We start from the raw sequence: 26892 nt of genomic DNA, 5'->3' as shown, positions 1-26892 counted from the left end.
AAGGAGGAATTATAATGGATTTAATTGTTTTTATCCCAGTATTTGCTAGTGTGGCATTACTATTTGCAGCTTACTTAGTCTTTACTATTTTTAAGCTAGATAAAGGTGAAGACTTAATGAAAAGTATAGCACAAAGTATTAGAAAAGGTGCTAATGCTTTTTTAGTTCGTCAATACAAGGGTATTGGTATCTTTTTCTTAATTATGTTTATAATATTTTTTATATTAAGCAGACTAGGATATATGTCTATATTTGTTCCTTTTGCATTTTTAACAGGTGGATTTTTTTCAGGACTTAGTGGTTTTTTAGGAATGAAAGTTGCAACTAATTCTAATGCAAGAACAGCTAATGCTGCTAAGAAAAGTTTAAATGGTGCATTAAAGGTTGCCTTTGCTAGTGGTTCTGTAATGGGGTTAGTAGTAGTAGGGCTTGGACTTTTAGATTTAGGAATATGGTATAACGTACTTGATTGGTATTACGAATCCTTACCAGAAGTAGAGCGTATAGCTAAAATAACATCTACCATGTTGACTTTTGGTATAGGAGCTTCATCTATGGCTTTATTTGCAAGAGTTGGAGGAGGAATATTTACAAAAGCAGCGGATGTAGGAGCTGATTTAGTTGGAAAAGTAGAAATTGGTATTCCAGAAGATGATCCAAGAAATCCAGCAGTTATAGCAGATAACGTTGGAGATAATGTTGGAGATGTAGCAGGACTTGGAGCAGATCTTTATGAATCATATGTAGGTTCGTTACTTTCATCATGTGCACTAGCTGTTGCAGCAGGACTTGGAAAATCTGGAGTAACAGTACCTTTATTAGTTGCTTCTCTTGGAGTTATAGCATCTATTTTTGCTTCATTCTTTGTTAAAGCAAAGGAAGATTCTACACAAAAGAACTTACTAAGTGCACTTAGAAGAGGAGTTTATATATCAGGAGCAATTGTTGCTATAGGATCATTTTTTATAGTAAGAGGTATTCTTGGTACTGAAAATATAGGGATTTATTTTAGTATATTATCAGGACTTTTAGCAGGAATATTTATAGGGTTTTTTACTGAATATTATACAAGTGATAATTATAAACCTACTAAAAAACTTGCAGAGACTACAAAAACAGGAGCTGCTACAACTATTATAGGTGGATTATCTCTTGGGATGGCATCAACTGCAATGCCTGTTATAGTAGTTGGAATTTCTATAATTGCAAGCTTCTATTTTTCAGGGGGATATAATGATTTTAGTTTAGGCCTTTATGGAATAGCTATATCAGCAGTAGGAATGTTATCAACATTAGCTATGACATTAGCAACAGATGCTTATGGACCAGTAGCTGATAATGCTGGAGGTATAGCAGAGATATCTAATCAAGATCCAATAGTAAGAGAAAGAACCGATGCATTAGATTCATTAGGCAATACAACGGCTGCTACAGGAAAAGGATTTGCTATAGGTTCAGCTGCCCTTACAGCCCTTGCATTTATAGCAGCATATAAAGATTCAATTGAGAGTATAGCTAAAAGTAATAATATAGAATTTACTTTTAATTTATCAATACTTAATCCACAAGTTTTAATAGGATTATTTATAGGGGGAATGGTAACATTCTTATTTGCATCTAAGACTATGGATGCAGTTGGACGAGCAGCTTCAAAAATAGTTGTAGAAGTGAGAAGACAATTTAAAGAAATACCAGGACTTATGGATGGGAAATCAGAACCAGATTATGGTGCATGTGTAGATATATGTACTAAATCTGCGCAAAAAGAACTTATAATAATTGCAGCTATAGCTATATTAACTCCACTTATAATAGGGCTAATTTTAGGGCCTAATGGAGTTGCAGGATTACTTGCTGGATCAACAGTAACAGGATTTGTATTAGCGATCATGATGGCAAACTCAGGTGGAGCTTGGGATAATGCTAAAAAATATATAGAATCAGGTGTATTAGGTGGAAAGGGTTCAGATTGTCATAAGGCAGCTGTAGTAGGAGATACAGTAGGAGATCCGTTTAAAGATACAACAGGTCCCTCATTAAATATATTAATAAAATTAATGTCTATAGTATCAATAGTTTTTGCAACAGTTGTATTAACCTTTGGAATGTTATAAAAATCAAAATATAATATAGGAAAAAGTTTAATAATAATATATAATACAATAGAATATTATATTTATTTAAGTTAATATGGAGGAATACTAATGAGAGCAGTTTATAGAAATCCAAAGGAACTAGCAACACACTTAAAGGATTTAGTTGATTTATATTTGGAGGACCTTTTATCTTATGAAGATTTAGAAGGAAAAGTAATTAAAATTATAAATTCTAATGAAGATAGAGTTTATAAGGGTGAGCATATGCCAGTAAAATTATCTAATACTTTAGGTGAAGAAAGAGTCCAAATTATAAATGAGATATTTAATAAAATAAAGTAAATAAAATTGGTATTATACTAGTAACTAGCCAATTAATAGGAAAAGGTGAATTCGATAGAATTCACCTTTTTTGCATAAACTTAACTAATTAATAATTTAAGAACAGATCTTTTATTTTTAACTAGGGAGTACTTCACTATTATCAATGATAGTATTATCAACAGAATAGTATTTATCTTCATTAAATGAATTTTCGCTTTTGGCAATTATCATAGTACAAATACAATCTCCCATAGTATTTAGAGTACTTCTACACATATCTAAAATTCTATCTACTCCTAAGATTAAACCAATACCTTCAATAGGTAATCCAACAGATTGAAGAACCATAGATAACATAACCATTCCAACACCTGGAACACCAGCAGTTCCGATAGAAGCTAATGTTGCTGTTAAAATAATAGTAATAATAGTACTTATAGAAAGATCAATACCATAAATTTGAGCTATAAATATTGCAGCGGCACCTTGCATTATGGCAGTTCCATCCATATTTATAGTAGACCCAAGTGGAATAGTAAAAGATGAAATTGAGTTACTAACTCCCATATCATCCATAGTGTCTAAAGTAACAGGTAATGCTGCATTACTAGACGCAGTAGAAAATACTATAGAAGCAGGTTTGATAAATCTCTTCAGAAAAGGTTTAACATTAAGACCTGTAAATAATTTAAACATTCCACCATATATAAATAAGCCGTGGATTAAAAGAGCTATTAAAATAACAGACATATATTTAAATAATGGAATCATGGCATCAAAACCTGTTGTTGCAAAAGTATTTGTAATTAAGGCAAATACTCCAAAAGGAGCTAGATTCATAACTACTTGTACCATTTTCATAACAACTTCATTTGCGCTTTCAAAAAATTCTTTAAAAACTTTAGCTTTTTCCCCAACTAAACTGATAGAAAGACCTAATAAAATTGAAAAGAATATAATTTGTAACATTTCCCCTTCAACCATAGATTTAAATGGGTTTAAAGGAATTATACTAAGTAGGAGCTCACTAAAGGATTTTGTTTCAGAGATAACTGGCATTTCAGAAACTAGATGTGACATGTCAAGACCAACACCAGGATTAATTAAAAATGCTATACAGATTGCTATTGTTATTGCTACGCAAGTGGTAGAAACATAAAATATAAAAGTTTTAAAACCTATTCGACCCAATTTATTAACATTTCCCATAGAGGATGCTCCACAAGTTAAAGAAATTAGAACTAATGGAACTACCATCATTTTTATAATAGCTAAAAAACCATCACCTAAGACTTTGATTATACCATTTAAAAAAATAGTATCTTTAATAAAAGTATTAGGAAAAGACTTAAGAACTAAACCGAAAATCAAGCCTAATAACATAGAAATAAATATTTTAGTTGTAAGATTTTTTCTATTTCGCATAAATTGACCCCTTAAAATAATTTTATAAGTATATTTTACATATTAAATACAAATTTGGCAAGTTGTAGAATAAAATAAAGTTGTCAGTTTGATTTATACACTTATATAATATACTCGTAAATGAGTATAAATAAAAAATAAATTATTAAAGTACAAACTAATTTGAAAAAATAATAACAAAATCGAGTATAATTAAGTAAAAGAAAGGAGGAGCAATGATAAAAGAAATAAGAAAAAAATTTAAAGACTTTACCCCTTATATAAACGGATGGGAAGAAATGCGAAAAGCCGCTGTAGCAATAATGATAATAGAAGAAGATGAAACAGAAAAAATAATTTTTCAAGTAAGAGCAAAAAATATGAAAGAACAACCTGGAGATATATCTTTTCCCGGAGGAAAAATAGAAAAAAATGAAACACCTAAGAATGCAGTTATAAGAGAGATATTTGAAGAAATTGGTTTAGAAAAAAATGATTTTGAAATAGTAGCGCCTTTAGATATTTTTGTAACACATTATGGATTAATTATTCATCCTTTTCTTTGTTATGTAAAAAATATAGATAAAATAAAAATAAATAAGTCAGAAGTAGATCACTTATTTTCTGTACCAATAAATTTTTTGATAAACAACAAGCCTTTAATATTTGATAATGAGATAACAGTAAATAGAAATCCTAATTTCCCATTTCACTTAATAAACAATGGGAAAAATATAAGTTTAAAAATGGAAATTATCCATCATTATTTTATATATATAATGAATATGTTATATGGGGAATTACTGCTAAGATTTTAGAAAATTTTATTAAATATTTAATGAAAAAATAGCTGTATTAAAATATATAAAGATAGAGTAAATAATATTATTATTGTTTACTCTTATTATTTTTAACTTGAAATTGATTAGTTTTTCCCATAATATATGCAAGTTTAATCATTTCTTTTTCTTGTAAAGTTAATTGTTTATTATACATTTTTTCGAATTGAGCAAATAGCTTATTAGAATCAAGTTCTGATTTATCATTAGTAGCTATTCTGTTAGTTATTTTTGATTTATATATTGAGTACTTTATATTATTAGAAGTATTAATTTTTTTGAAAACTTCAGCTGTATAATAGGCATCATTAAAAGCATTATGCAATTCTTTATTTAATTCTATATCAAAGACTTCAAGAGCTTTACTAAGACCTATTTTAATTCCTTTTGGGCAGTTAAGTTTTTTAGAAACAACTTTTTGTAAATCTATATATTTTATTTGAAATAAATCTATATTTATTTCATGAAACTTCATATTTCGAATAATTTCTTTAATATCTGTAGTTCCCCAAACTACAAAAATACTATTTTTAGAATCAATAAAATTAAAAAAGTTTTCAATAACATTAGTAAAAATACTTTCATTTAATAAATCTTCATCTTTAATACCTGTAAGTTCACTAACAAATGGGTGAATATTAGGATAAAGAGTAGGTTTTACTAATTTATCAAATGAAGATATATTATGCATAGTATTATTTAATTTAACAGCTCCTATTTGAATTATTTCAAAAGGGCATACTGGATTAGACTCTATTTTAATTTCATCGGTAGGACTGTAACACTGATTAAATTCTAAATCAAATACAATATAAGACATAATATCACTCCTAAAGTTAAACATATCAATTATTATATCATTAAAAAGTTTAATATAAATAGAAAATATAATTTTTGAAGGTAATAAAAAAAGTATTTTTATGATATAATTTTTAAGTACATGACCTATGATAAAAAACACAAAGGGGTAGTAAAATATGAAATTTTTAAAAGACATTTTAGCAAAAGGACGTAGTATAGTTCTTTTAACATTTATATTTTTATTATTTAAAAATATATTATTCCTAGGTTTAGTAGCAATATCGGGAGTAGCTGTAAACCTAGATGTTTTTCATTTGCTTTTTTATAGTGCTTTTATAATGATATTAATAGCTCCAGGATATTTTTTAAAAGAAAAATCACAAAGATTATATAATATTTCTTTAAATTTAATAATAAGTTTATTATTAATTTTTGATCTTTGGTATTTTAGAGCTACAAATGGTTTTTTAGGCTTTAAGTTAATATTTTTTAAAGATTTAATAAATCCATTTAATAAAAGCATTATACAGTTTGCTATAATAGATATACTATTTTTAATAGATATAGTATTTATGTTATTTGATTATAAATATAAAAAAATAAAAGTAGTAGCTAAAAGGAGCTTTTTAAAAGGAGCTATAGCTTTAATAGCATCTTTTATAGTAATATTAGGACTTCATATAAGCTTTGATATTAAAGATATTTCAGAGGGGAAAATAGAATTTTTTAAGGTTGAGTGGGCTCAATATATAAATATGAATAACCTTGGACCTATTGGTTTTCATATTTATGAAGCTTCAGATACTTATAAAAAGCTAACTATACCTAAGGATGAAGCTGCTATTAAAGATATAGATAATTGGTTAAAGTATAATAATGAAAATTTACCAGATAATCAATATAAAGCTATGTTCAAAGATAAGAATGTGGTTTTCTTACAAATAGAATCTCTAGAAAATTTTGTTGTTGGAAGAGAAGTATTTGGACAAACTATAACACCTAATTTAAATAAACTTATAGAAAATTCTCTTTATTTCAACAATATTTACGAGCAAAACAATGGTGCAAATAGTATAGATTGTGATGTCTTAGTTAATGGTTCTGTTTTTACATTAGGAGAATCTATAACGGCCCTTACTAATCCAGAAACAAAATACAATTCTTTTCCTTATGTATTGGGAGAAAATGGATATCATACTGTTTCTACACATATAGAAAAAGGATCTGATTGGGGATTTGGAGAACTTCATAGTAATGGATTAGGGGTTAAGGAGATATGGGACATTAGAGAATATAAAAAGGACGAGTATGCTGGTTTTGGATTATCAGATAGAACAACATTAACTCAATTCCATGAAAAACTAACTAAGATACCACAACCATTTTATGGAGTTATTAGTACATTAACAAGTCATGGGCCTTTTGATATTCAAGATAAATATAGAAGCTTAAAATTACCTGAATGGTTAGATGAAAATTATCTTGGGGGATATTTTCAAAGTATAAATTATACTGATAAGCAAATAGGTATGTTTATTTCTCTTTTAGAGGAAAGTGGATTGATGGAAAATACGGTAGTAGTTATTTATGGAGATCATAGTGGAGTTCATAAATATTATAATGATAAAATTCAAGATTTACCTTTAGAAGGTGATTGGTGGAGAAATTATGAAAAGAAAATTCCTTTAATCATTTATGGAAAAGATAGTAATGGACAAAATATTAAAGGTAGAACCTTAGAAGTGCATGGAGGTCATGTAGATATAGCACCAACTTTATTATATTTATTAGGGATAGAAGATTCTTATTATAAAGAAAAAGTTATGGGAAGAATCCTTGTAAATACAAATAGAGATGCAACAGTAATTAAAGGTAATGAAATTATAGGTATTCCTAAGGATAAACAAGAAGAGGAACATCTAAAAAATGCTTATAATATTGGAGAAAAAATAATAAAAAATAGATATTTTAATTAGCTGGGATATTTAGTTATTTACTTTAATATTACAGGGTGGTAAAATTACTCGAGAATATGAAATAACGTATTCACAAAAACGAGGGGGAAAAAGCTTTGAAAAAATATTTTAATTTAACAACTTATGTTGTTTTTGGGGTATTTAGTGTATTAACTACATTTTATTTTCCATATTTAAATCAACATGTTGGATTATCATTAGCTGAAGTTGGAACTGTAGTTTCAATAGGGGCATTATTTACATTAATTGCGCAACCGGTTTTATCAAATCAATTTTCAAAGGTTAAAAATAGAAATAGATTCATTCTTATATATTTAGCTTTTGTATTTTTAGCAATAATAGGATTGATTTTTATAAATAAAGATTGGGCTATTATATTTGCACCTATATATGGAGGAGTTCTTGCACCAGTGGCAGGTATTTTTGAAATATATATAGAAGACTTATGTGTAAAAAAAGGATTTGAGTTTTCTGATATTAGAAAATGGGGCTCTATTGGATATGGATGTATAGTTTTATTAGGGGGAGGTATTATAGCCAAGTTTGGTTATAGAATCCTACATATATTAGCTTTATCCATGATAATTTTAATAGCGTTAGTAATAATATTTAAGTTTGAAAATACAGAGATAAAAGTTGAACAATTATCAAAAGTTGGATTTAAAGATTTAATAAAAAATAAAACAGTAGTACTTTTATCTATAATAGTATTTCTAAGTATTGGTAGTTATGCAGGTGTAGATTTTGCATATTCATCATATTTAGTTGATATTACTAAGGATGTAAGTTTAGCCAATAAAATATATAGTGGATCTATAGGGTTTAGAGTATTTATTGAGTTTATATCATTTATGCTTGTTTCAAAATATTTATCTAAAGCAAATAGTAAAAAATGTATAATGATAGCTTTCTCAATAGCATCAATTAAAATACTATTATTCTCAACTGGAATACTTCCGCTTATAGTTTTAGGTGATCAATTACATGGTATTATGTATGGATTATATTTAACATTTATATTTAAATATTTAAGAGAAGTGTTAGATGATAGAATAATTCCAAGTGCTTTTGCAATATTATCAGTTTTAAGTAGTGGAGGAGCTAATTTCATATATCCATATATTTATAGCTTAATACAAGAAAAGCTTGGATATACTTTTATGTACTTATTTGGATTTATTTTAATAATAAGTGCTATAGTATTAACTTATACAGCATTGCCTAAAGGAAAATTAAATAATAGTGAAGAGTTAAAAGCTTCAAGTTTATAGAATATAAAAAAACGTCTTAAAATCTAGTTGATTTTAAGACGTTTTTTGTTGTATTTAATTAATTTTAAATGAAAATTATTATTAATAGATATTGACAACAAAAAGAAAAAATGATATATTATTAACAAATAATGATTATTATTATCAATAGATAATAAGTTTAGGAGGAGCCAATGAAGAAAAAGTTATTAATTACACTTATGATTGGAGTTATGTCTTTAGGAGTATTTTCAGGATGTACAAAAGCTGGAGAAGGTAAAGGGGAAGAAAATAAAGTTTTAAACTTATATACAAGCAGACATTATGATACTGATGATGCTTTATATGAAGAGTTTACTAAGGAAACAGGAATTAAAATTAATGTTGTAAAAGGTGATCCAGATGCTCTTTTAGAAAGACTAGAAAGAGAAGGAGCTGATACAGAATCAGATTTGTTTATAACAGCAGATGCAGGGAGATTATACGCAGCTAAGGAAAAAAATCTTCTTCAAGAAGTTAATTCAAGCATTATAGATAAAAATATTCCAAAAAATTTAAGAGATAAAGATAATGAGTGGTTTGGTTTAGCTGTAAGAGCTAGAGTTTTAGTATATGCTAAAGATAGAGTAAAACCTGAAGATTTATCTACATATGAAGCTTTGACAGAACCAAATTGGAAAGGAAAAGTATTAACTAGATCATCAAGTAATATATATAATCAATCATTAGTTGCATCAATGATCGCAATTAATGGTGAAGAGGCTACCGAAAAATGGGCTAAGGAATTAGTTTTAAATTTTGCAAGAGATCCAAAGGGAAATGATAGAGACCAAGCTAAAGCAATAGTAGCTGGAGAAGGTGATGTTGCTATAATGAATACTTATTATGTAGGTAAACTAATAAATTCAAAAGATCCAGAAGAAGTTAAAGTAGGAGAAAATGTAGGTGTATTTTTCCCAAACCAAGATACAACAGGAACTCATGTAAATGTTAGTGCAATAGGATTAACTAAATATAGTAAAAACAAAGAAAATGCAATTAAATTTATGGAATTCTTAACATCAGAAAAAGCTCAAAAGCAATTTGCAGAAACTAATTTTGAGTACCCAGCTAATCCTAATGTTGAAGCTGCAGAATTATTGAAATCATGGGGAGAATTTAAGCCTCAAGATATAAATTTATCAGTACTTGGTGAATATAATGCTAAAGCAGTTGAAATAATGAATAGAGTTGGATGGAAATAATAATGAATATAAAAAAGCTTAAAAGAGAATTTAAAAAGGATTTTAATATTTGGGCTCTTTTAAGTACATTAGGGGTAGTGCTTATTCTTGCACCTACCCTTGATGTTTTATTTAATATATTTAAAGAGCCTAATGAAAATTGGTATCATGTCAAAGAATTTTTACTTAAAGATTATACATTAAATTCATTAAAAATAGCATTTTTTACAGCTATATTTACACTTATAATTGGAGTTGTTTTAGCATGGCTAGTAAGTATGTATGAATTTCCATTTAGGAAATTTTTTAGTTTGGCTTTAATTTTGCCTATGGCTATACCTGGATATATAGCTGCCTATACATATGCGGGAATATTTAGCTATACAGGTATTATACAAAAAACTTTAAGAAATATATTTTCTTCAAATTTAGATCCAAGATATTTTGACATAATGTCTATAGAAGGTGCTGTATTTATTTTTACATTTTTTCTTTTTCCATATGTTTATATATCAACTAAAGCATTTTTAGAAAATCAAAGTTCAGCGCTTATAGAAAATGCTAAAATACTAGGTCATGATTCTATATCTATATTTATCAAGGTTATATTACCGATTTCAAGACCTTCAATAATAGCAGGAGTAAGTTTAGTTATATTAGAAGTTCTTAGTGATTATGGAGTTGTTAATTATTATGGAGTTAGTACATTTTCAACAGCAATATTTAAAACTTGGTATGGAATGGGAGATATTAATACAGCAGTTAGATTAAGCGGAATATTAATTATATTTGTTTTAGTATTATTAACTTCGGAAACCATATTAAGAGGAAGAAGAAAGTACTCCTTTTCAAATAGTAAAATAAGACCAATAAAAAGGTATAAGCTAAAAGGGATAAAAGGGATAGTTGCATTCTCTATATGTTTTATAGTATTTTCCATATCATTTTTAATACCAGTTATTCAACTGATAAGTTGGGCAACTATAAGTTATAAAAACGTATTAAATCATAATTTTTTAGAATTACTAAAAAACACAATGTTAGTTGCAATAATATCAACTTCTATAATAATGTTTTTATCAATTATCATAGGAAACTTTTGTAGAATAAATAAATCAAAGTTATCTAAAATATTTGCTAAGGTTGCAACAATTGGGTATTCAATTCCAGGGGCTATAATAGCAATTTCGGTAATAGTATTTTTCATATCAATAGATAGAAGTTTATCGAATGTTTATGAAAGTATAGGAATATCAAATAAAACTTTAATTTTAAGTAGTTCACTTGCAATGTTAATATTTGCATATGTAATTAGATTTTTAGCTGTAGGATTTAATAATATACAAGCAGGTTTTGAAAAGGTAGGATTTAAATATTTTGAGGCCTCAAGGTTACTTGGTTACGGAATTACTAAAACTTTTATAAAAGTAGACTTTAATATGATAAAAGGTGCAATAATAAGCGGAGGAATTTTAACATTTATTGATATAATAAAAGAACTACCTCTTACTATGACTCTTAGACCTTTTAATTTTGATACTTTAGCAACTAAGGCATATGAGTTTGCAAATGATGAAAGATTATATGAAGCAGCAATACCATCATTAATAATAATAGCAATTAGTATTGTATCAATATGTATTTTTAATATGATGGGTAAGAAGAGGAGGAAAAAAATTGCAAGTTAAAGTTAAAAATTTAAGTTTTAAATATGATAACTCTAAAGATATGGTTATAGATAATTTCTCTATGAATATAGATAACGGAGAAATTGTTGCTATTTTAGGGCCAAGTGGATGTGGGAAAAGTACTATTCTAAGATTAATTGCAGGTCTTGAAGAACCTATATTAGGAGAAATAGAAATTGAAAATAAAGTAGTAGTAAATGAAGAAAAGTTTATACAACCAGAAAATAGATCAGTTGGAATGGTATTTCAAGATTATGCATTATTTCCACATTTAAATATATATGAAAATATTAAGTTTGGATTAAATAAATTTTCAAAGGAAGAGCAAAAGGATATAGTATTAAATATGATAAAGCTTGTAAATTTACAAGGGTATGAGAAAAGATATCCATATGAATTATCGGGCGGACAACAACAGAGGGTAGCATTAGCTAGAGCCTTAGCCCCAAAACCATTAGTGCTTTTAATGGATGAACCTTTTAGTAATTTAGATAGTCACCTAAGGGGAAAGATAAGAGAAGAACTTAAAAGCATTATAAAAAAATCGAAAACTACTTGTATTTTTGTAACTCATGATATTGAAGATGTAAACGCAATAAGTGATAGAGTAATTCAATTATAAAAAGTTAGCTATATAGCTAACTTTTTATAATTTTATTTTAAGTTCTTAAATCAAATTTATTTTTACATTTAGTACAAGTTACAAGAATATTTCCTTTACCTTTAGGTAATCTTAATTTTTGTTTGCACTTTGGACATTTTACTATTTTATATCCCTTATTTTGATTTCTTTGTTGTTTGTATATATTAATTAAAAGGTATAGAGCGTTAAAATCAATTACAGGGATTGATTTAGGTATAGACTTTCCAAATCTGTTTAAAACTTTATTTAAGTAAAAAATAAAATTATCAAGTTCAGTTCGTCTTTTATATCTATTCTTAGAAAAACATCTAAAAATTGCTAATAGTACAAAGATAAAACCAACTATCCTAGTTGTATGGAATATGTTAAAAATAGATCCTAAGAATATTAAGAAGATAGATAAAATATCAATTCCATAGGCATCTTTTAAAAATCTCATGTAATCACTCCTAAAAGATATAGTAAATTTATTATAATATAAAAAGATATTTTGGACAAATTATTATATTATGTATATTTTGTAAAGTATGTAGAGAGAATAACATTGATTATTTTAGTGAATATGAATAGAACTTAAATTTAAATTAACAATATGTTCATTAAATTGTTTGCTTTTTAGTATATAATCGTATAAATAATATAGAAAGGATTTGAAAAAATGTTAGAAAAGTTAAGGATAGAAAATAAATATATAAGATGTGGGATATATGGTATTATATCAATATTGGTATTATTTTTAGGATATAAAATAATAGATAATGGAAGTTATCTAATAAATAATATGAAGGAGAGTATATTTAACTTTTTTAACATAATATCTCCTGTTTTTTATGCATTTCTTATTTCATATCTATTATTTAGACCTGTAGTCTTTTTTCAAAATTTATTTTCAAAGTTATATAACAAAATTACTAAGAAACAAGTTAGTGATGGACTTTATAGAGCCTTTAGAATTCTAGGAATAATAATCATGTTTGGAATTATAATTATTACTTTAGCATTAGTTATAAATTTTATAATACCGCCAATAATTGAAAATATTAAAATATTACTTAATAAGTTACCAGAATATCAAATTCAAATGAAAGTTTGGATTGAAGGAATAGTTGAAAGTTTAAATAAAAATAATATAGATATACAAACTACAGGTGAATTAGCTACAGTCTTTACAGATAAGTTATTTTTATTTGGGAATGAAGTGTTAGCTTTTATTACAAATAGTATAACTAGCCTTAGTTCTTTTTTATTAGATTTAATATTAACGATTATACTTACATTTTATTTTCTTAAAGATAAAGAGATTCTTTTTAGGAATTTTAGAAAATTTAGAGACGTAATAATGCCAGGAAAGGTTGGAAGGTTCTTAACTATTTTCTTTAATGATATAGATGAAATTGTAGGGAAATTTTTAGTTGCTGAGATTTTAGATTCTGTAATAGTGGGAGTAGTTTCAACAATTTTAATGTTAATTATAAATCATCCTTTTGCTATTTTAATAGGATGTGTTGCAGGTTTTACAAATATAATACCCTATATAGGACCAGTTATAGGAGCAGCTTTAGCTTTTGGACTTGGAATATTTAATACTTTAAGTCTTGGAATAACGGGAGCTATTTTACTTCTTTTATATCAACAAATAGACGGAAACTTTGTTCAACCTAAAATAGTAGGAGACAAAGTAGGATTAGTACCTGTTTGGATATTAATTGTAGTGCTAATTGGAGGAAGCTATTTTGGTGCTATAGGAATGATTCTATCTATACCAATAGCAGGTATAATTAGAATTTATTTTAATAGATACGCAAAATCTAAAAATATAATATAATATTTAGGAAATTTTTACTGTTAAACAAGCTGTTTATATGATATAATTCAAAGTAGATTTTTTATGGAGGTAGTTTGAGATGAAACATATAAAAACAATCAACAAAACAAACATCAAAAATAGTTTAGCTAAACCAGGATGTAAAGAATGTGCAAACTCATGCCAATCAGCATGTAAGACTTCATGCACAGTTGCAAACTTAGAATGTGAAAACTAATATTTAAGCAGTAGCAATTAAGCTGCTGCTAATTTTATTTTAATTATTATTAGTGGAGGAATTATAATGGCTTTGATTCATAAATTTAAACAAGGAGAAAATTTCTTTGTTTTAGATGTAAATACAGGTGCTGTTCACATAGTTGATGAATTAGTATATGACTTAGTTGATGAAGATAAAATGAGAGATAAAGAAGATCTTATAGCTGAGTTTAAAGAAAAGTATGGAGAAGATGTTATTTCAGAAGCTTATGATGAAATAATAGAACTTATAGATGAGGATATTCTTTACTCAAGAGATAATTATGAGGATATAGCTCATAGTTCAATGGATGATAGGGATTACATAAAAGCAGTATGCTTAAATATAATTCACGGATGCAACTTAAGATGTAAATATTGCTTTGCAGATGAAGGAGAATACCATGGAAATAAAGGTGTTATGTCTCTTGAAACTGCTAAAAAAGCAATAGATTACGTAGTAAAAAGAAGTGGTCCAAGAAGAAATATAGAAATTGATCTTTTTGGTGGAGAACCAACAATGATAATGGATACAATTAAAGGTATCATTAAATATGCAAGAGATCATGAAAAAGAATGGAATAAAAATATAAGATTTACTATGACAACAAATGCAACCCTTCTAAATGATGAAATGATGGAATATATGGATAAAGAAATGGGAAATATAATACTTTCATTAGATGGAAGAAAGTGCGTAAATGATAATGTTAGAATTAAAGTAGATGGTAGCGGATCATATGATGACATTATTCCTAATATAAAGAAGATGATTAAAAAGAGAACAGAAGGAAAAACTTATTATGTAAGAGGAACATTTACTAGAGCTAATACAGATTTTTATGAAGATGTAATGGCTATGATTAATGAAGGGTTTAGAGAAATATCAATAGAACCAGTAGTTTTAGAAAATGGACATCATCTTGCTTTAAGAGAAGAAGATTTAAATGAAATTTTTGAAAACTATGATAAGCTATATGAAGAAATGGCTAGAAGAAAGAAAGAATCAAAGGATGAATTTAATTTCTACCATTTCAATATAAGTTTAAATGGTGGTCCTTGTGTATATAAGAGAATATCAGGTTGTGGTGCAGGATTTGAATATGTTGCGATAACACCACAAGGAGATGTTTATCCATGTCATCAATTTGTAGGAAAAGATGAATTTAAACTTGGAACTATATATGATGATACTTACAATACAAATCTTGGAAAAGAATTTAAAAAAGCTCACATCTACAACAAACCAAAATGTAGAGAATGTTGGGCTAGATTCTATTGTAGTGGTGGATGCCAAGCTAACAACTTTAACTTTAATGGAGATATGAAAATTCCATATGAAATTGGTTGTAAAATGCAAAAGAAGAGAATTGAATGTGCTATTGCTTTAAAAGCTGAATAATAAAATTTAGGAGGTATATTTTGAAAGAGTATATCCTAAAAAATAATATTAAGTTAGTATATAAAAAGACTACATCAAGCTTAACGTCTATTTCTATTTCTTTAGATGCAGGGGCTATTATGGATGGAGAAAAACTAGGAGTAGCTCATGCAACTGAACATATGGTTTATAAAGGAACTAAAAATAGAAGTGAATCTGAAATAAATAAAGATTTAAGCAATGTATTTGGATTTCAAAATGCTATGACAAATTATCCATATGTAATTTATTATGGGACTCTTTTAAGCGAAGACTTTAAAGAGGGGTTAGCTTTATTTAAAGACATAATTGTTAATCCTACCTTTAAAGAAGATGGATTTAAAGAAGAGATGCAAGTTATAATTGAAGAGCTTAATGAATGGGATGAAGATTTAGAGCAATATGTAGAAGATAAACTTTTTCTTAATTCATTTAATTATAGAAGAATAAAAAATCCTATTATAGGCACTATAAAAACTTTAAAAGAAATGACCTTAGAAGATATAAAGGATTTTTATGCTAAATATTACATTCCAAGTAACACTTCAATTGCAGTAATTTCATCTTTAGACTTTGAAGATATTAAAAATATAATAGAAGAAGAGTTTTCTATTTGGGAAGATAAGAAAGTAATTAAAGAAAATATAGAATATGAAGCACCTAAGGGTGGAGTTTTTTATGACTATAGAGAAGGTGTAAATACATGTAAGGTAGAGATTATCTATCCTATCCATAAATTAACACCAAAAGAGATAAAAGCTTTAATTATATTTGATGAGTATTTTGGAAAAGGTGTTAACTCTATTCTTTATGATACATTAAGAACTAAAAATGGTCTTATTTATGATATAATTACAAAAATATCTTTAGAAAGCCATATAAAATTATATAAAATAAATTTTAGCACCTCAAAAGAAAACTTAGATTATACATTAAAATTAATAAATGAATGTATTGATAATATAGATAATTTAAAATCTATATTAAATAAAGATGATAAGTATAGACTTATTAAGGGAATAAAATTAAAAAGATTATTTAGAGAAGAACAAAATATAATTTTAGCTAAAGAACTCTCAACTTACGGAACAATGTTTGGTGATTTTAATAGATATTTAGATGAAATTATTAACTTAGAGGATTTAGAGTTAGATTTTGTAATTGATATTGCAAAAAAGGTATTAAAGAATCCTTCTACAGAGATTATACTAGGTAAATAAAGGAATGAATTATTTTTCATTCCTTTATTTTATAATAAAAATAAATTTAAAGATAAGGAGCAATAACTATTGAAAAATAAATTACCTTTATTAAGTGAAGTTATAAAATATAATGAAGAGAATAACTTAATATTATCTATGCCAGGAAATAAATGTGGAAAAGGTTTTTTAAGAGATGAAGTAGGTGAAAACTTTGCGAAGAAATTGGGATTTTTAGATATAACAGAAGTAGATCCCTTAGATAATCTTCATTATCCTGAAGGAATTATTAAAGAAGCTCAAGAGTTACTTAGCAAAACTTATGGAGCTGAAAAAGGTTATTTTTTAGTAAATGGAAGTTCAAGTGGAAATCTTTCAGCTATATTTTCAGCTTTTAATGAAGGTGATGAAGTTTTAGTTGAAAGAAACTGTCATAAATCAATTTATAACGGACTTATATTAAGAAAACTTAAAGTTAAATACATTGAAGCAATAATAGATGAAAAACATGGTATTTTCATGCCACCTAATAGTAATAATATATATAAATCATTAAAACAATGCGAAAATCCTAAAGGGATAATCTTAACATATCCTAATTACTTCGGTATTACTTATGATTTAGAAAATATTTTAAAAGATTTAAAAAATATAGGGCTAAAAATAATTATAGACGGAGCACATGGAGCACATTTTGGAGTAAATAATAAATTGCCTAAATCTATAGTGAATTTATGTAATTATATGGTTTTAAGTGCACATAAGACACTACCTTCATTAACACAAGGTGCCTATCTTTTAGTAAATGATGAAGATGAAAGTTTAGAATTTTATTTAAAAGCTTTTACAACTACATCACCATCATATCTAATTATGGCATCTTTAGATTATGGACGATATTATTTAGATAATTACGGAAAAGAAGATTATGAAAAACTTATAAATTTAGCAGAGAAGTGGAAAAAAAATATAAATTCTTTAAATAAGGTTCATATAATAGATAAAAAGGATTTACCAAAGGATTATGATATTGATAAAAGTAGATATGTTATCACAATTCCTAGTGAATATAATGGTCATAAACTTCTAGAGTATTTAAGAAAATGTAAAATTCAATCAGAAATGAGCTTTAATTCAGGGGTAGTATTAATATTATCTCCTTTTAATAATGAGGAAGACTTTATATCCATATTTAAAGCTATAGAATCTTTAGATTTAACTTCAATATATGATGGAAATACTTTTAATAAACAATATAGCTTAAACCCTAAAAGGGTTATGCAGCCCTATGAAGTTTTTAATGAAAAATTTGAAAATATAAATTTAGAAGAAGCAGAGGGAAGAATATGCAATGAAGCAATAGTTCCATATCCACCAGGAATACCTTTAATTTGTCCAGGAGAATTGATATCAAAGGAAGCAATTTCTATAATTAAAGAATATATTTATAATAATATGAGTGTAATTGGAATAAAAAACAACAAAGTTAATGTAATAGTTAAATAATGTTATATTTGGTATATAATTTTATTTAGAAAGTTTATATCTTAGTTATGGACAAGTATTTATTATTAAATGTATAATAAATAGAATCAAAAAATTAAGTTATAATTTCGAATAAGGAGTGGCTATTTAATGGATATAAATGAAATACTATATGTGGCCATGTATGCCGGAAAAATTATGTTGGAAAGTGGAGCAGAAACCTATAGAGTAGAGGAAACTATAGATAGAATATGTAAAAATTATGGGGTAGAAGAAGCAGATAGTTATGCAACACCAACTGTAATAATAGTATCTGTATATAGTAATGGCAAAACCTCTTCATTAGTTAGAAGAATATCAGGTATATCAGTTGATTTGCATAAAATAGATAGAGTGAATGATTTATCAAGAACCATACAATTAGAACAGTTATCTTTAAAAGAATTGGAAGGTAGATTAAAATATATAGAGAATGCTGAAAGGTATTCTTTTAAAACTACTCTTTTATTTTCAGCATTAGGAGCTTTTGGCTTTGTATTTTTATTTGGTGGTTCTTTTAGAGATGCTATATCAGCTTTTTTAATAGCTCTTATAGTTAAGTATGTAACTATAAGAGGAAGTGAAGTGAAAATAAATCAATTTTTTATAAATAGTATATCAGCAGGAGTTTTAGCACTTTTTGCGATATTATCTATAAAAATTGGGCTAGCAGAAGATATGGATAAAGTAATTATAGGTTCTATAATGCTTCTTGTACCTGGTCTTTCTATAACTAATGCAATAAGAGATACTGTAGCTGGGGACTTAGTTTCAGGCTTGGCAAGAGGTACAGATGCTTTTTTAACAGCAATAGCAATAGCTATAGGAACTGGTACTATTTTAAGTTTGTGGATTAATATATTTGGAGGAATATAAGAATGTTAGGGGAAACATTAGCGGCGTTTGTAGCTACTATAGGCTTTGGAATATTATTTAATATTAAAGGAAAAAAACTTATTTTTGCTGGAATTGATGGTGCTATAGGATGGTTTGTATATAAATTAATTTTAATGGCAGGATTATCCCAAGTATCAGCATTATTTATTGCTGCAATTAGTATCAGTATTTTTTCAGAAGTATATGCAAGAATATTAAAAACACCTGTTACAACTTTTATAGTATGTGCTCTTATTCCTTTGGTTCCTGGAGGTGGAATGTATTATACAATGGTAGAAGCCATAACAGGTGACATTATGAAATCCTTAGAAACAGGAATAAACACTTTAGCATCTGCTGGGGCTCTTGCTTTAGGAATAATATTTGTATCAACTATTACAAGAATTATTATGTCTTATAAAAATACTAATAATATCCAATTGAAATTTAGGCGTAGTAAGCATATGAAGCTCTAGAAAACAAGGAGCTGTCTTGTAAATTATTTTTAAATCATTTACGTAGACATTTTATTTTATGTAATAATATACCTTTTCTATTTTGTGAGCTTTATTAAAGGAGGAGAACTTTTATGGGAAGACAAGTAGATAATATTACATTTGATTATGTTTGTGATAATAAGATATTGGATTCTTGCATAACTCTAAATTTTAATACTGAGAGACATTATACTGATGAATATGAGGTACCTTATAAGTATACGGTATTAACAAACACTAGAAAGAATGAAGTTCTCCCAGATAATATTGAAATATCTAATGTTAAAGAATTGTTTAATAATATAGAAGAAAAAAATTGTTTGCCTGATGTAGGGCTATTAGATTATAAAGATGAAGAATTAGGTTTAAATCTTAAAAATATAACGCTCAGAGAACTGTATAAAGAAGTATTGAAAAAGATTTTATAAAGGCACTTACTTAGTTAAAAGTAGGTGCTTTTATCTATGAGTATCTTTTTTAAAATTATATATACTAAGATTAGATAACTGTTTAAAAAGGAAAAGAGGAGAATATAATGAATGTTTTAAATAATATGAAGGAATTAAAAGAATTTATAAATAAAAACTCTTTAAGTTGTATATATTTTAGTACTAATACCTGCACGGCCTGTCAGGCATTAAAACCTAAAATAGAATCTTTAGTAAATAAATTTGAATGTATTCAAATTTCAGAGGTTAAAGCAGATAAATCATTAGAGGTATCTGCACAATTAAATTTATTTATGTTGCCAGCTATTATATTTTTTATTGATGGCAAAGAAAGTTTTAGAGAATCAAAATATATAAGTATATTAGAGCTTGAGAGTAAATTAAACAGACTTATAGAGTTATATAAATAATATTTAAAAAAGTATTACAAATATTTTCTAATTATAAAATTAGTGTATAATTAAAGATATTATAAAAAATAAGTGAGGGGATAATTATGTTTTCAGAATATAAATATGAAAGACCAAATTTTGAAGTATATAAAAATACTATATTAAAATCAATTAGTGAAATGGAAATAGCTGGGGATTTTAAAGAAATTGAAATTAAATTAGAAAATATAGAAAAGCTAAGAAGCAATTACGATACAATGTTTAACTTAAGTTATATTAGACATACTATAAATACAAAAGATGAATTTTATGATAAAGAACAAGAATACTTTGATGAAAATGGTCCTCTTTATTCAGAAGTAGATAATGCCTTTTTTAAATTTATAAATAACTCAAGGTTTAAAAAAATTTTTATAGATAGATATGGAGAGCAATTTATAAAATTAATTGATCTTAAATTAAAGAGTTTTTCATCTGAAATTATAGATGATTTAAAAGAGGAAAACAGGCTTGTAACTGAATATGGTAAATTAATTGCATCAGCTAAAATAATTTATAATGGTGAGGAATTAAATATATCTTCTATAGGTAAATATACAGAGGATTTAGATAGGAATATAAGAAAAGAAGCATCAGAAAAACTTTGGGGTTTCTTTGAAGAAAATGAAAATAAATTTGATGAAATATATGATTCATTAGTTAAAGTAAGAACTAAAATTGCTAAAAAACTTGGGTATAAGAATTTTATAGAACTTGGATATATAAGAATGTCTAGAACAGATTATAATAAAGATATGGTAAATACTTTTAGAAAGCAAGTAGAGAAATATATTGTACCTATAGCAAATAAAGCCTTTAAAAAACAAAAAGAAAGATTAGGGTTAAAAGAACTTAATTATTATGATTTATCTATAAACTTTTTATCAGGAAATGCTATTCCTAAAGGTAATAAAGAATGGATGCTAGATAAAGCATCTAAAATGTATTCTGAACTTTCAAAAGAAACTAAAGAATTTTTTAGTTTTATGGTAAATAACAAGCTACTTGATTTAGAAAGTAAAAAGAATAAATCAGCAGGAGGTTATTGTACCTATATAGCTGATTATAAATCACCATTTATATTTGCTAATTTTAATAAAACATCAGGAGATGTAGATGTATTGACACATGAAGCTGGACATGCATTCCAAGTTTACTTATCTAGATGGATAAAAACTCCAGAAGTTATCTGGCCTACTAATGAAAGTGCCGAAATTCATTCAATGAGTATGGAGTTTTTAACTTGGCCATGGATGGAATTGTTCTTTAAAGAAGATACAGAAAAATATAAATTTACTCATTTACAAAGTGCATTAACCTTTATTCCTTATGGAGTTGCTGTAGATGAATTCCAACATTATGTTTATGAAAATTATACAGCAACGAAAGAAGAGAGAAAAGCTGCATGGAGAAAAATAGAAAGAAAGTATTTGCCTTATAAAGATTATAGTGAAAACTTATTTTTAGATAAAGGGACTTACTGGTTTAAACAAGGTCATATTTTTGAAGTTCCATTTTACTATATAGATTATACATTAGCTGAAATATGTGCATTACAATTTTGGAAAAAGATGAAGGAAGATAAAGATATAGCATGGAAAGATTATATATCTTTATGTAAAGAAGGTGGCACTAAATCATTTTTAGAATTAGTTAAGATTGCAAATCTTAACTCACCATTTAAAGAGGGGTGTATGGAAAATATTATTAATGATATAGATAAATATTTATATAATATAGAAGATAAAAAATTATAATATGTAAATTTCTTTAACTTACTAGTTATAACATGAAATTTACGTACATATATATAAGTAAATCAGATTTAAGGAGAGGGATTTATGAGTATATATGTATTGATAAATTATGTAGAGGACTGTTTAAAGAAGGGAATAGAGCCAACCTTTAATGGATTAAATAAATTTAATAAAAAGATTAAAAATTAGAAGTTACTAGTAAAAATAGTAGCTTCTTTTTACTTTAATTTATTGTTAATAGTAATATCAATATGTATAATAATAAATGAAAAGATAAGTAAATAATAAGAGTAATTAACTACAAATTAATATAATATGAGGATTAAATTTGAGTAAATACATTGAATTTATAGATGTAAAAAAAATCTATAAAATGGGAGAAGTGGAAATTAAGGCTTTAAATGGAGTTAACTTTGATATTAATAAGGGAGAATTTGTAGTTGTAGCTGGTGCTAGTGGAGCAGGAAAAAGTACTGTATTAAATATATTAGGGGGAATGGATACAGTATCTAGTGGAAAAGTAATTGTAGATGGAAAAGATATTAGTAAGTATTCTTCAAGGGAGTTAATAACTTATAGAAGGTACGATATAGGATTTGTATTTCAATTTTATAATTTAGTACAAAATTTAACAGCTTTAGAAAATGTAGAATTAGCAACTCAAATATGTAAAGATTCTCTTGATATAAGTGAAACTTTAGATGCTGTGGGTTTATCACATAGAAAAAATAATTTTCCAGCTCAGCTTTCAGGAGGAGAACAACAAAGGGTAGCTATTGCAAGAGCACTTGCTAAAAATCCAAAACTTCTTTTATGTGATGAGCCAACAGGTGCTTTAGACTACAATACAGGAAAAGCAATTTTGAAATTATTACAAGATACCTGTAAAAAAATAGGGATGACTGTGGTAATAATCACACATAATTTAGCTTTAACTCCAATGGGAGATAAAATAATAAAAGTGAAGAATGGTAGAATAGAAAGTATTACTATTAATGAAAATCCAATGCCAGTAGAAAGGATTGAGTGGTAGTGAAAAAAAGTGCATTTAACAAAGATATATTTAGAGATATAAGAAAATCTAAGGGAAGATTTATATCAATAATTGCAATTGTAGCTTTAGGAGTAGCTTTTTTTTCAGGAGTTAAAATTTCACCTGTTGATATGAAAAAAACAGCTGATAAATATTTTGATGATTATAACCTCATGGATATTAGATTATTATCTACTCTTGGATTAACAGATGATGATTCCAGGGCTTTAAAGGAAATAGAAGGTGTTCAGGGAGTTTTTCCTACGTATTCAATGGATGCTTTAACAACTATAAATTCAAAAGAATATGTATTAAAGGTCCATGGATTACCAACAGATAAATTAGAAAGTGATAATTTAGATTATATTAATAGAGTACATATTGTTCAAGGGAGATATCCTGAAAAATCTGGAGAGTGTGTAATTGAAAAAGCTAAGATGGATGCCTTAGACATTGAAATAGGAACTACTATAACTTTAGCATCTGGTTTAGATACTAATATACTAGATTTATTAAAAACTTCAGAGTATAAAGTAGTTGGGGTAGTAGAAACTCCCTACTATTTAACATATGACAAAGGGAAATCTAACATAGGAAATGGTCAAGTAAATAATTTCATTATGATTCCTAATGATGATTTTATAAGTAAAGCTTATACAGAAATTTTTCTTACAATAGAAGGAGCTAAAAATGTTAATAGTTATAATACAGAGTATTTTGATATTGTAGATAGTGTAAAGGAAAAGGTAGAAAAATTAGGGGAAGTAAGAGCGGGAATAAGATATGATGAGGTTTTAAAGGAGAGTAAAGATAAAATAAATTCTAGTAAAAAAGATCTTGAAACGAAAAAGATTTTAGCTAATGAAGATCTTGAAAAAGCTAAAAAAAGAATAGAAGAATCAAAGTTAGAGATTGAAAAATCTGAAGAACAATTGGATATTAACGAAAAAGAATTTAATTTATCCATCTCAAAAGGTGAAGAAAAGATTAGGTCTTCAGAAGAGGAGCTACTTAAAGGAGAAAAAAACTATCTATATGAATTAAATATATTTAATGAAAATAAAAAATAACTTTAGAAGAATTCTTAAAATTAGAGAATTTAATAATGAATTTAGGAAATAATTCTAAAACTTTAAAGACTAAAATAGATAATTTGGAAGAGAAGTTAAAAAATCCACTAATTACAGAGGAAGAGAGATTAACTTTAGAGAATGAATTAAAAACAACTAAGACTTCATTAGAAAATTTAAATAGTACATTAGAGAGCACACAAAATTTACTTCAAGAACAAAAAAATAATCTATCCAAAGGTGAAGAAGAGCTTTATAATAAAGAAATATTACTAAAAACTTCTAGAGACAAACTAGAAAATGAGAAAATAAAGTTAAAAGATAAAAGAGAAACAGCAGAAAAGGAATTTTCCTTAGGAAGAGAAAAAATAGAAAAGGGAAATAGAGAAATTATAAAAGGTGAAGAGGAATATAATAAATCTAAGAACTTATTAGATGAACAAATTAAATTAGCAGAAAGTAAAATTAAAGATGGAGAGGAAGCTTTAAATGAATTAGAAAAGCCAGAATGGTTTGTTTTAGATAGAAATTCACATTTTTCTTATATTGATTATGGAAACTCTGCTAATAGTATTGATGCTTTAGCAAAAGTATTTCCAGTATTCTTCTTTATGGTAGCAGCTTTAGTGTGTTTGACTACAATGACTAGAATGGTAGATGAACAAAGGGTGAATATAGGAACGTTAAAAGCTTTAGGTTATTCAAAGGGCCTTATTGCTTCAAAATATATAATATACGCTTTATTAGCAAGTATAATAGGAAGTAGCTTAGGGTTAGCTATTGGACTTACTATATTCCCTAAAATAGTTTTTGATGCATATGGAATTATGTACACTTTACCTAAGGTTATTTTAGAATTTAATATTCCAATTTCTTTAGGAATAACATTAACAGCAATATTAGTAACAACCCTTTCAGCATTTTTTGCATGTTATAAGGAGTTAATAGAAACACCCTCTACTCTTATGAGACCGAAAGCACCTAAAGAAGGTAAGAGAATATTATTGGAAAGAGTTTCATTTATTTGGAATAAACTAAATTTTATTGGTAAGGTAACTATTAGAAATATCTTAAGATATAAAAAGAGATTTTTAATGACCATTTTTGGAATAGCAGGATGTACAGCATTACTTCTTACTGGGTTTGGTATAAAAGATTCTATTGAAACAATAGCATCTAAACAGTTTGGTGAAATCTTTAAATATAACATGGTAATTAATTTAGATAAAAAAGCCACCCTAAAAGAAAAACAAGAGACATATTTAAATTTATCTAAAGATTCAAGAATAATTAATTGTTTAGAAGTGAATAGTGAAAATGGAAAGGTACACTTTAAAGATAGTCAGGAAAAAGATGTAAATTTAATAGTTCCAAAGGATTTAGATAATTTTAAAACCTTTATATCCTTAAAAAATAGAAAAACTGGAGATTCAATAACTTTATCTAATGATGGTGTTGTTATTTCAGAAAAGGTAGCTAAACAAATAAAAGCTAATATTGGAGATGAAATTAGCATTATAAATAGTAATAATAAAAAGGGGACTGTCAGAATATCAGCTATAGCAGAAAATTATACTTTTAATTATATTTATATTACCCCTGAAATTTATAATGAAGTTTTTAGAACAACAGTTGAATTTAATTCAATATTTACTTCTTTAAAAGATACATCTAAAGAGGCAGAGGATATTTTAGCAAAAGATATTACTAAAGAATCACATATAACAGGAGTTAGTTATAATTCTGTTATTAAAAAAAGTTTTGATGATACTATTAAAAGTTTAAATTACGTAGTATTAATTATGATAGCATCAGCAGGAGCATTAGCTTTTGTAGTATTATATAATCTTACTAATGTTAATATAAGTGAAAGAATGAGAGAAATTGCAACTATTAAAGTTTTAGGTTTTTATGATAATGAAGTATCGGCTTATATCTATAGGGAAAATATAATTTTAACTTTAGTTGGGACAATATTAGGTCTTGGAGTTGGGGGATTATTACACAAATTTATTATGGTTACTGTTGAAATGGATAACATGATGTTTGGTAGAGTAATTGATTTTTCAAGTTTTATATACTCTATAGGATTAACATTGTTCTTTGCATTACTTGTAAACTTTACAATGTATTATAAACTTAAAAATATTAAAATGGTAGAATCTTTAAAGTCTGTTGATTAAATAATTAAGTAACATATAATTTAACATTACTAAAAAGTTAAATTATATGTTGCTTTTTTGAGTTTTAAATTGTACCTATACAATGGACAGGGGTAAGCTTATATATTATTATAAATGTAATTATTTTTAAAGGAGTTGATTTTATAA

General features: G+C 26.5%; 24 protein-coding genes. 21 read left to right on the top strand and 3 right to left on the bottom strand.

Features of this window, described 5'->3' with window-relative positions:
* The first annotated feature begins 14 nt into the window (after positions 1 to 14).
* A complete protein-coding gene (locus tag BTM21_RS05985) occupies positions 15 to 2114 on the top strand; it encodes a sodium-translocating pyrophosphatase (protein ID WP_021875612.1) in 2100 nt (699 codons plus the stop codon).
* A 90-nt stretch (positions 2115 to 2204) separates the two neighbouring features.
* Positions 2205 to 2438, top strand: a complete 234-nt coding sequence (locus BTM21_RS05980) for a TIGR04540 family protein (RefSeq protein WP_021875613.1) — start codon at positions 2205 to 2207, stop codon at positions 2436 to 2438.
* Between the two features lie 117 nt (positions 2439 to 2555).
* Here the strand turns inward: BTM21_RS05980 and BTM21_RS05975 are convergent, their stop codons facing one another.
* Entirely contained in the window at positions 2556 to 3845 is a 1290-nt protein-coding gene (locus BTM21_RS05975) for a dicarboxylate/amino acid:cation symporter (protein WP_079481338.1), read from the bottom strand.
* A 215-nt stretch (positions 3846 to 4060) separates the two neighbouring features.
* On the opposite strand from BTM21_RS05975, the gene BTM21_RS05970 reads away from it, so the two are divergent.
* Positions 4061 to 4642 (top strand): NUDIX hydrolase, encoded by a 582-nt coding sequence (locus BTM21_RS05970; RefSeq protein WP_341429541.1) that lies wholly within the window; start codon positions 4061 to 4063, stop codon positions 4640 to 4642.
* A gap of 70 nt (positions 4643 to 4712) precedes the next feature.
* On the opposite strand, the gene BTM21_RS05965 is transcribed toward BTM21_RS05970, so the two are convergent.
* Positions 4713 to 5483, bottom strand: a complete 771-nt coding sequence (locus BTM21_RS05965) for a 3'-5' exonuclease (protein ID WP_079481339.1) — start codon at positions 5481 to 5483, stop codon at positions 4713 to 4715.
* A gap of 157 nt (positions 5484 to 5640) precedes the next feature.
* Here BTM21_RS05965 and BTM21_RS05960 point away from each other — a divergent pair, with 157 nt between their 5' ends.
* From BTM21_RS05960 to BTM21_RS05940, 5 genes are all read left to right on the top strand, one after another.
* Entirely contained in the window at positions 5641 to 7440 is a 1800-nt protein-coding gene (locus BTM21_RS05960; RefSeq protein WP_021875617.1) for an LTA synthase family protein, read from the top strand.
* A 95-nt stretch (positions 7441 to 7535) separates the two neighbouring features.
* A complete protein-coding gene (locus tag BTM21_RS05955) occupies positions 7536 to 8711 on the top strand; it encodes an MFS transporter (protein WP_021875618.1) in 1176 nt (391 codons plus the stop codon).
* A gap of 173 nt (positions 8712 to 8884) precedes the next feature.
* Positions 8885 to 9934 carry a Fe(3+) ABC transporter substrate-binding protein gene (locus tag BTM21_RS05950; protein WP_021875619.1) on the top strand — a complete coding sequence of 350 codons (1050 nt, stop codon included), beginning with the start codon at positions 8885 to 8887 and terminating at the stop codon, positions 9932 to 9934.
* Between the two features lie 2 nt (positions 9935 to 9936).
* On the top strand, positions 9937 to 11601 hold the full coding sequence (locus tag BTM21_RS05945) for an ABC transporter permease (protein WP_021875620.1): 1665 nt from the start codon (positions 9937 to 9939) through the stop codon (positions 11599 to 11601).
* Positions 11591 to 12223: an ABC transporter ATP-binding protein gene (locus tag BTM21_RS05940; protein ID WP_079481340.1), complete on the top strand. Its 633-nt coding sequence runs from the start codon at positions 11591 to 11593 to the stop codon at positions 12221 to 12223. Before BTM21_RS05945 ends, BTM21_RS05940 begins: the two co-directional genes overlap by 11 nt.
* A gap of 37 nt (positions 12224 to 12260) precedes the next feature.
* Here BTM21_RS05940 and BTM21_RS05935 read toward each other — a convergent pair whose 3' ends face one another.
* A complete protein-coding gene (locus BTM21_RS05935) occupies positions 12261 to 12683 on the bottom strand; it encodes a zinc ribbon domain-containing protein (protein ID WP_021875622.1) in 423 nt (140 codons plus the stop codon).
* Between the two features lie 219 nt (positions 12684 to 12902).
* Here BTM21_RS05935 and BTM21_RS05930 point away from each other — a divergent pair, with 219 nt between their 5' ends.
* The 13 genes from BTM21_RS05930 (at position 12903) to BTM21_RS05875 (ending at position 26745) form a co-directional block, all read left to right on the top strand.
* Positions 12903 to 14069 carry an AI-2E family transporter gene (locus tag BTM21_RS05930; RefSeq protein ID WP_021875623.1) on the top strand — a complete coding sequence of 389 codons (1167 nt, stop codon included), beginning with the start codon at positions 12903 to 12905 and terminating at the stop codon, positions 14067 to 14069.
* Positions 14070 to 14148: 79 nt separating this feature from the next.
* Positions 14149 to 14286, top strand: coding sequence for a six-cysteine ranthipeptide SCIFF (gene scfA / locus BTM21_RS05925; RefSeq protein WP_021875624.1), 138 nt, complete (start codon positions 14149 to 14151; stop codon positions 14284 to 14286).
* A 66-nt stretch (positions 14287 to 14352) separates the two neighbouring features.
* Positions 14353 to 15708 (top strand): thioether cross-link-forming SCIFF peptide maturase, encoded by a 1356-nt coding sequence (scfB, locus tag BTM21_RS05920; RefSeq protein ID WP_021875625.1) that lies wholly within the window; start codon positions 14353 to 14355, stop codon positions 15706 to 15708.
* A gap of 20 nt (positions 15709 to 15728) precedes the next feature.
* Positions 15729 to 16946, top strand: coding sequence for a M16 family metallopeptidase (locus BTM21_RS05915; protein WP_021875626.1), 1218 nt, complete (start codon positions 15729 to 15731; stop codon positions 16944 to 16946).
* Between the two features lie 69 nt (positions 16947 to 17015).
* Positions 17016 to 18431: an aminotransferase class I/II-fold pyridoxal phosphate-dependent enzyme gene (locus BTM21_RS05910; protein WP_021875627.1), complete on the top strand. Its 1416-nt coding sequence runs from the start codon at positions 17016 to 17018 to the stop codon at positions 18429 to 18431.
* A 129-nt stretch (positions 18432 to 18560) separates the two neighbouring features.
* Positions 18561 to 19325: a threonine/serine exporter family protein gene (locus BTM21_RS05905; protein ID WP_021875628.1), complete on the top strand. Its 765-nt coding sequence runs from the start codon at positions 18561 to 18563 to the stop codon at positions 19323 to 19325.
* Between the two features lie 2 nt (positions 19326 to 19327).
* Positions 19328 to 19801 (top strand): threonine/serine exporter family protein, encoded by a 474-nt coding sequence (locus BTM21_RS05900; RefSeq protein WP_021875629.1) that lies wholly within the window; start codon positions 19328 to 19330, stop codon positions 19799 to 19801.
* 113 nt (positions 19802 to 19914) lie between these two features.
* Entirely contained in the window at positions 19915 to 20250 is a 336-nt protein-coding gene (locus BTM21_RS05895; protein ID WP_021875630.1) for a hypothetical protein, read from the top strand.
* A gap of 107 nt (positions 20251 to 20357) precedes the next feature.
* Positions 20358 to 20681: a thioredoxin family protein gene (locus BTM21_RS05890; RefSeq protein ID WP_021875631.1), complete on the top strand. Its 324-nt coding sequence runs from the start codon at positions 20358 to 20360 to the stop codon at positions 20679 to 20681.
* Between the two features lie 83 nt (positions 20682 to 20764).
* Complete coding sequence (locus BTM21_RS05885; protein ID WP_079481341.1) at positions 20765 to 22459, top strand: M3 family oligoendopeptidase; 1695 nt, start codon at positions 20765 to 20767, stop codon at positions 22457 to 22459.
* A 328-nt stretch (positions 22460 to 22787) separates the two neighbouring features.
* Complete coding sequence (locus BTM21_RS05880; RefSeq protein ID WP_079481342.1) at positions 22788 to 23492, top strand: ABC transporter ATP-binding protein; 705 nt, start codon at positions 22788 to 22790, stop codon at positions 23490 to 23492.
* Entirely contained in the window at positions 23492 to 24562 is a 1071-nt protein-coding gene (locus tag BTM21_RS13915; protein ID WP_242969961.1) for an ABC transporter permease, read from the top strand. The genes BTM21_RS05880 and BTM21_RS13915 overlap by 1 nt, the downstream gene beginning before the upstream one ends.
* Before the next feature lie 35 nt (positions 24563 to 24597).
* Positions 24598 to 26745, top strand: coding sequence for an ABC transporter permease (locus BTM21_RS05875; protein WP_242969960.1), 2148 nt, complete (start codon positions 24598 to 24600; stop codon positions 26743 to 26745).
* The last annotated feature ends 147 nt before the right edge of the window (positions 26746 to 26892 follow it).

The sequence above is a fragment of the Clostridium chauvoei genome (assembly GCF_002327185.1).
Lineage (GTDB): Bacteria > Bacillota > Clostridia > Clostridiales > Clostridiaceae > Clostridium > Clostridium chauvoei.
The sequence above is the reverse complement of the archived record's forward strand: the minus strand, read 5'-3'. Positions and strand labels throughout refer to the sequence as shown.

Coding starts and splice junctions, on each gene's coding strand:
- BTM21_RS05985 (WP_021875612.1), top strand. CDS start 15: ATGGATTTAATTGTTTTTATCCCAGTATTTGCTAGTGTGGCATTACTA.
- BTM21_RS05980 (WP_021875613.1), top strand. CDS start 2,205: ATGAGAGCAGTTTATAGAAATCCAAAGGAACTAGCAACACACTTAAAG.
- BTM21_RS05975 (WP_079481338.1), bottom strand. CDS start 3,845: ATGCGAAATAGAAAAAATCTTACAACTAAAATATTTATTTCTATGTTA.
- BTM21_RS05970 (WP_341429541.1), top strand. CDS start 4,061: ATGATAAAAGAAATAAGAAAAAAATTTAAAGACTTTACCCCTTATATA.
- BTM21_RS05965 (WP_079481339.1), bottom strand. CDS start 5,483: ATGTCTTATATTGTATTTGATTTAGAATTTAATCAGTGTTACAGTCCT.
- BTM21_RS05960 (WP_021875617.1), top strand. CDS start 5,641: ATGAAATTTTTAAAAGACATTTTAGCAAAAGGACGTAGTATAGTTCTT.
- BTM21_RS05950 (WP_021875619.1), top strand. CDS start 8,885: ATGAAGAAAAAGTTATTAATTACACTTATGATTGGAGTTATGTCTTTA.
- BTM21_RS05945 (WP_021875620.1), top strand. CDS start 9,937: ATGAATATAAAAAAGCTTAAAAGAGAATTTAAAAAGGATTTTAATATT.
- BTM21_RS05935 (WP_021875622.1), bottom strand. CDS start 12,683: ATGAGATTTTTAAAAGATGCCTATGGAATTGATATTTTATCTATCTTC.
- BTM21_RS05930 (WP_021875623.1), top strand. CDS start 12,903: ATGTTAGAAAAGTTAAGGATAGAAAATAAATATATAAGATGTGGGATA.
- scfA (WP_021875624.1), top strand. CDS start 14,149: ATGAAACATATAAAAACAATCAACAAAACAAACATCAAAAATAGTTTA.
- scfB (WP_021875625.1), top strand. CDS start 14,353: ATGGCTTTGATTCATAAATTTAAACAAGGAGAAAATTTCTTTGTTTTA.
- BTM21_RS05905 (WP_021875628.1), top strand. CDS start 18,561: ATGGATATAAATGAAATACTATATGTGGCCATGTATGCCGGAAAAATT.
- BTM21_RS05900 (WP_021875629.1), top strand. CDS start 19,328: ATGTTAGGGGAAACATTAGCGGCGTTTGTAGCTACTATAGGCTTTGGA.
- BTM21_RS05895 (WP_021875630.1), top strand. CDS start 19,915: ATGGGAAGACAAGTAGATAATATTACATTTGATTATGTTTGTGATAAT.
- BTM21_RS05890 (WP_021875631.1), top strand. CDS start 20,358: ATGAATGTTTTAAATAATATGAAGGAATTAAAAGAATTTATAAATAAA.
- BTM21_RS05875 (WP_242969960.1), top strand. CDS start 24,598: ATGAATTTAGGAAATAATTCTAAAACTTTAAAGACTAAAATAGATAAT.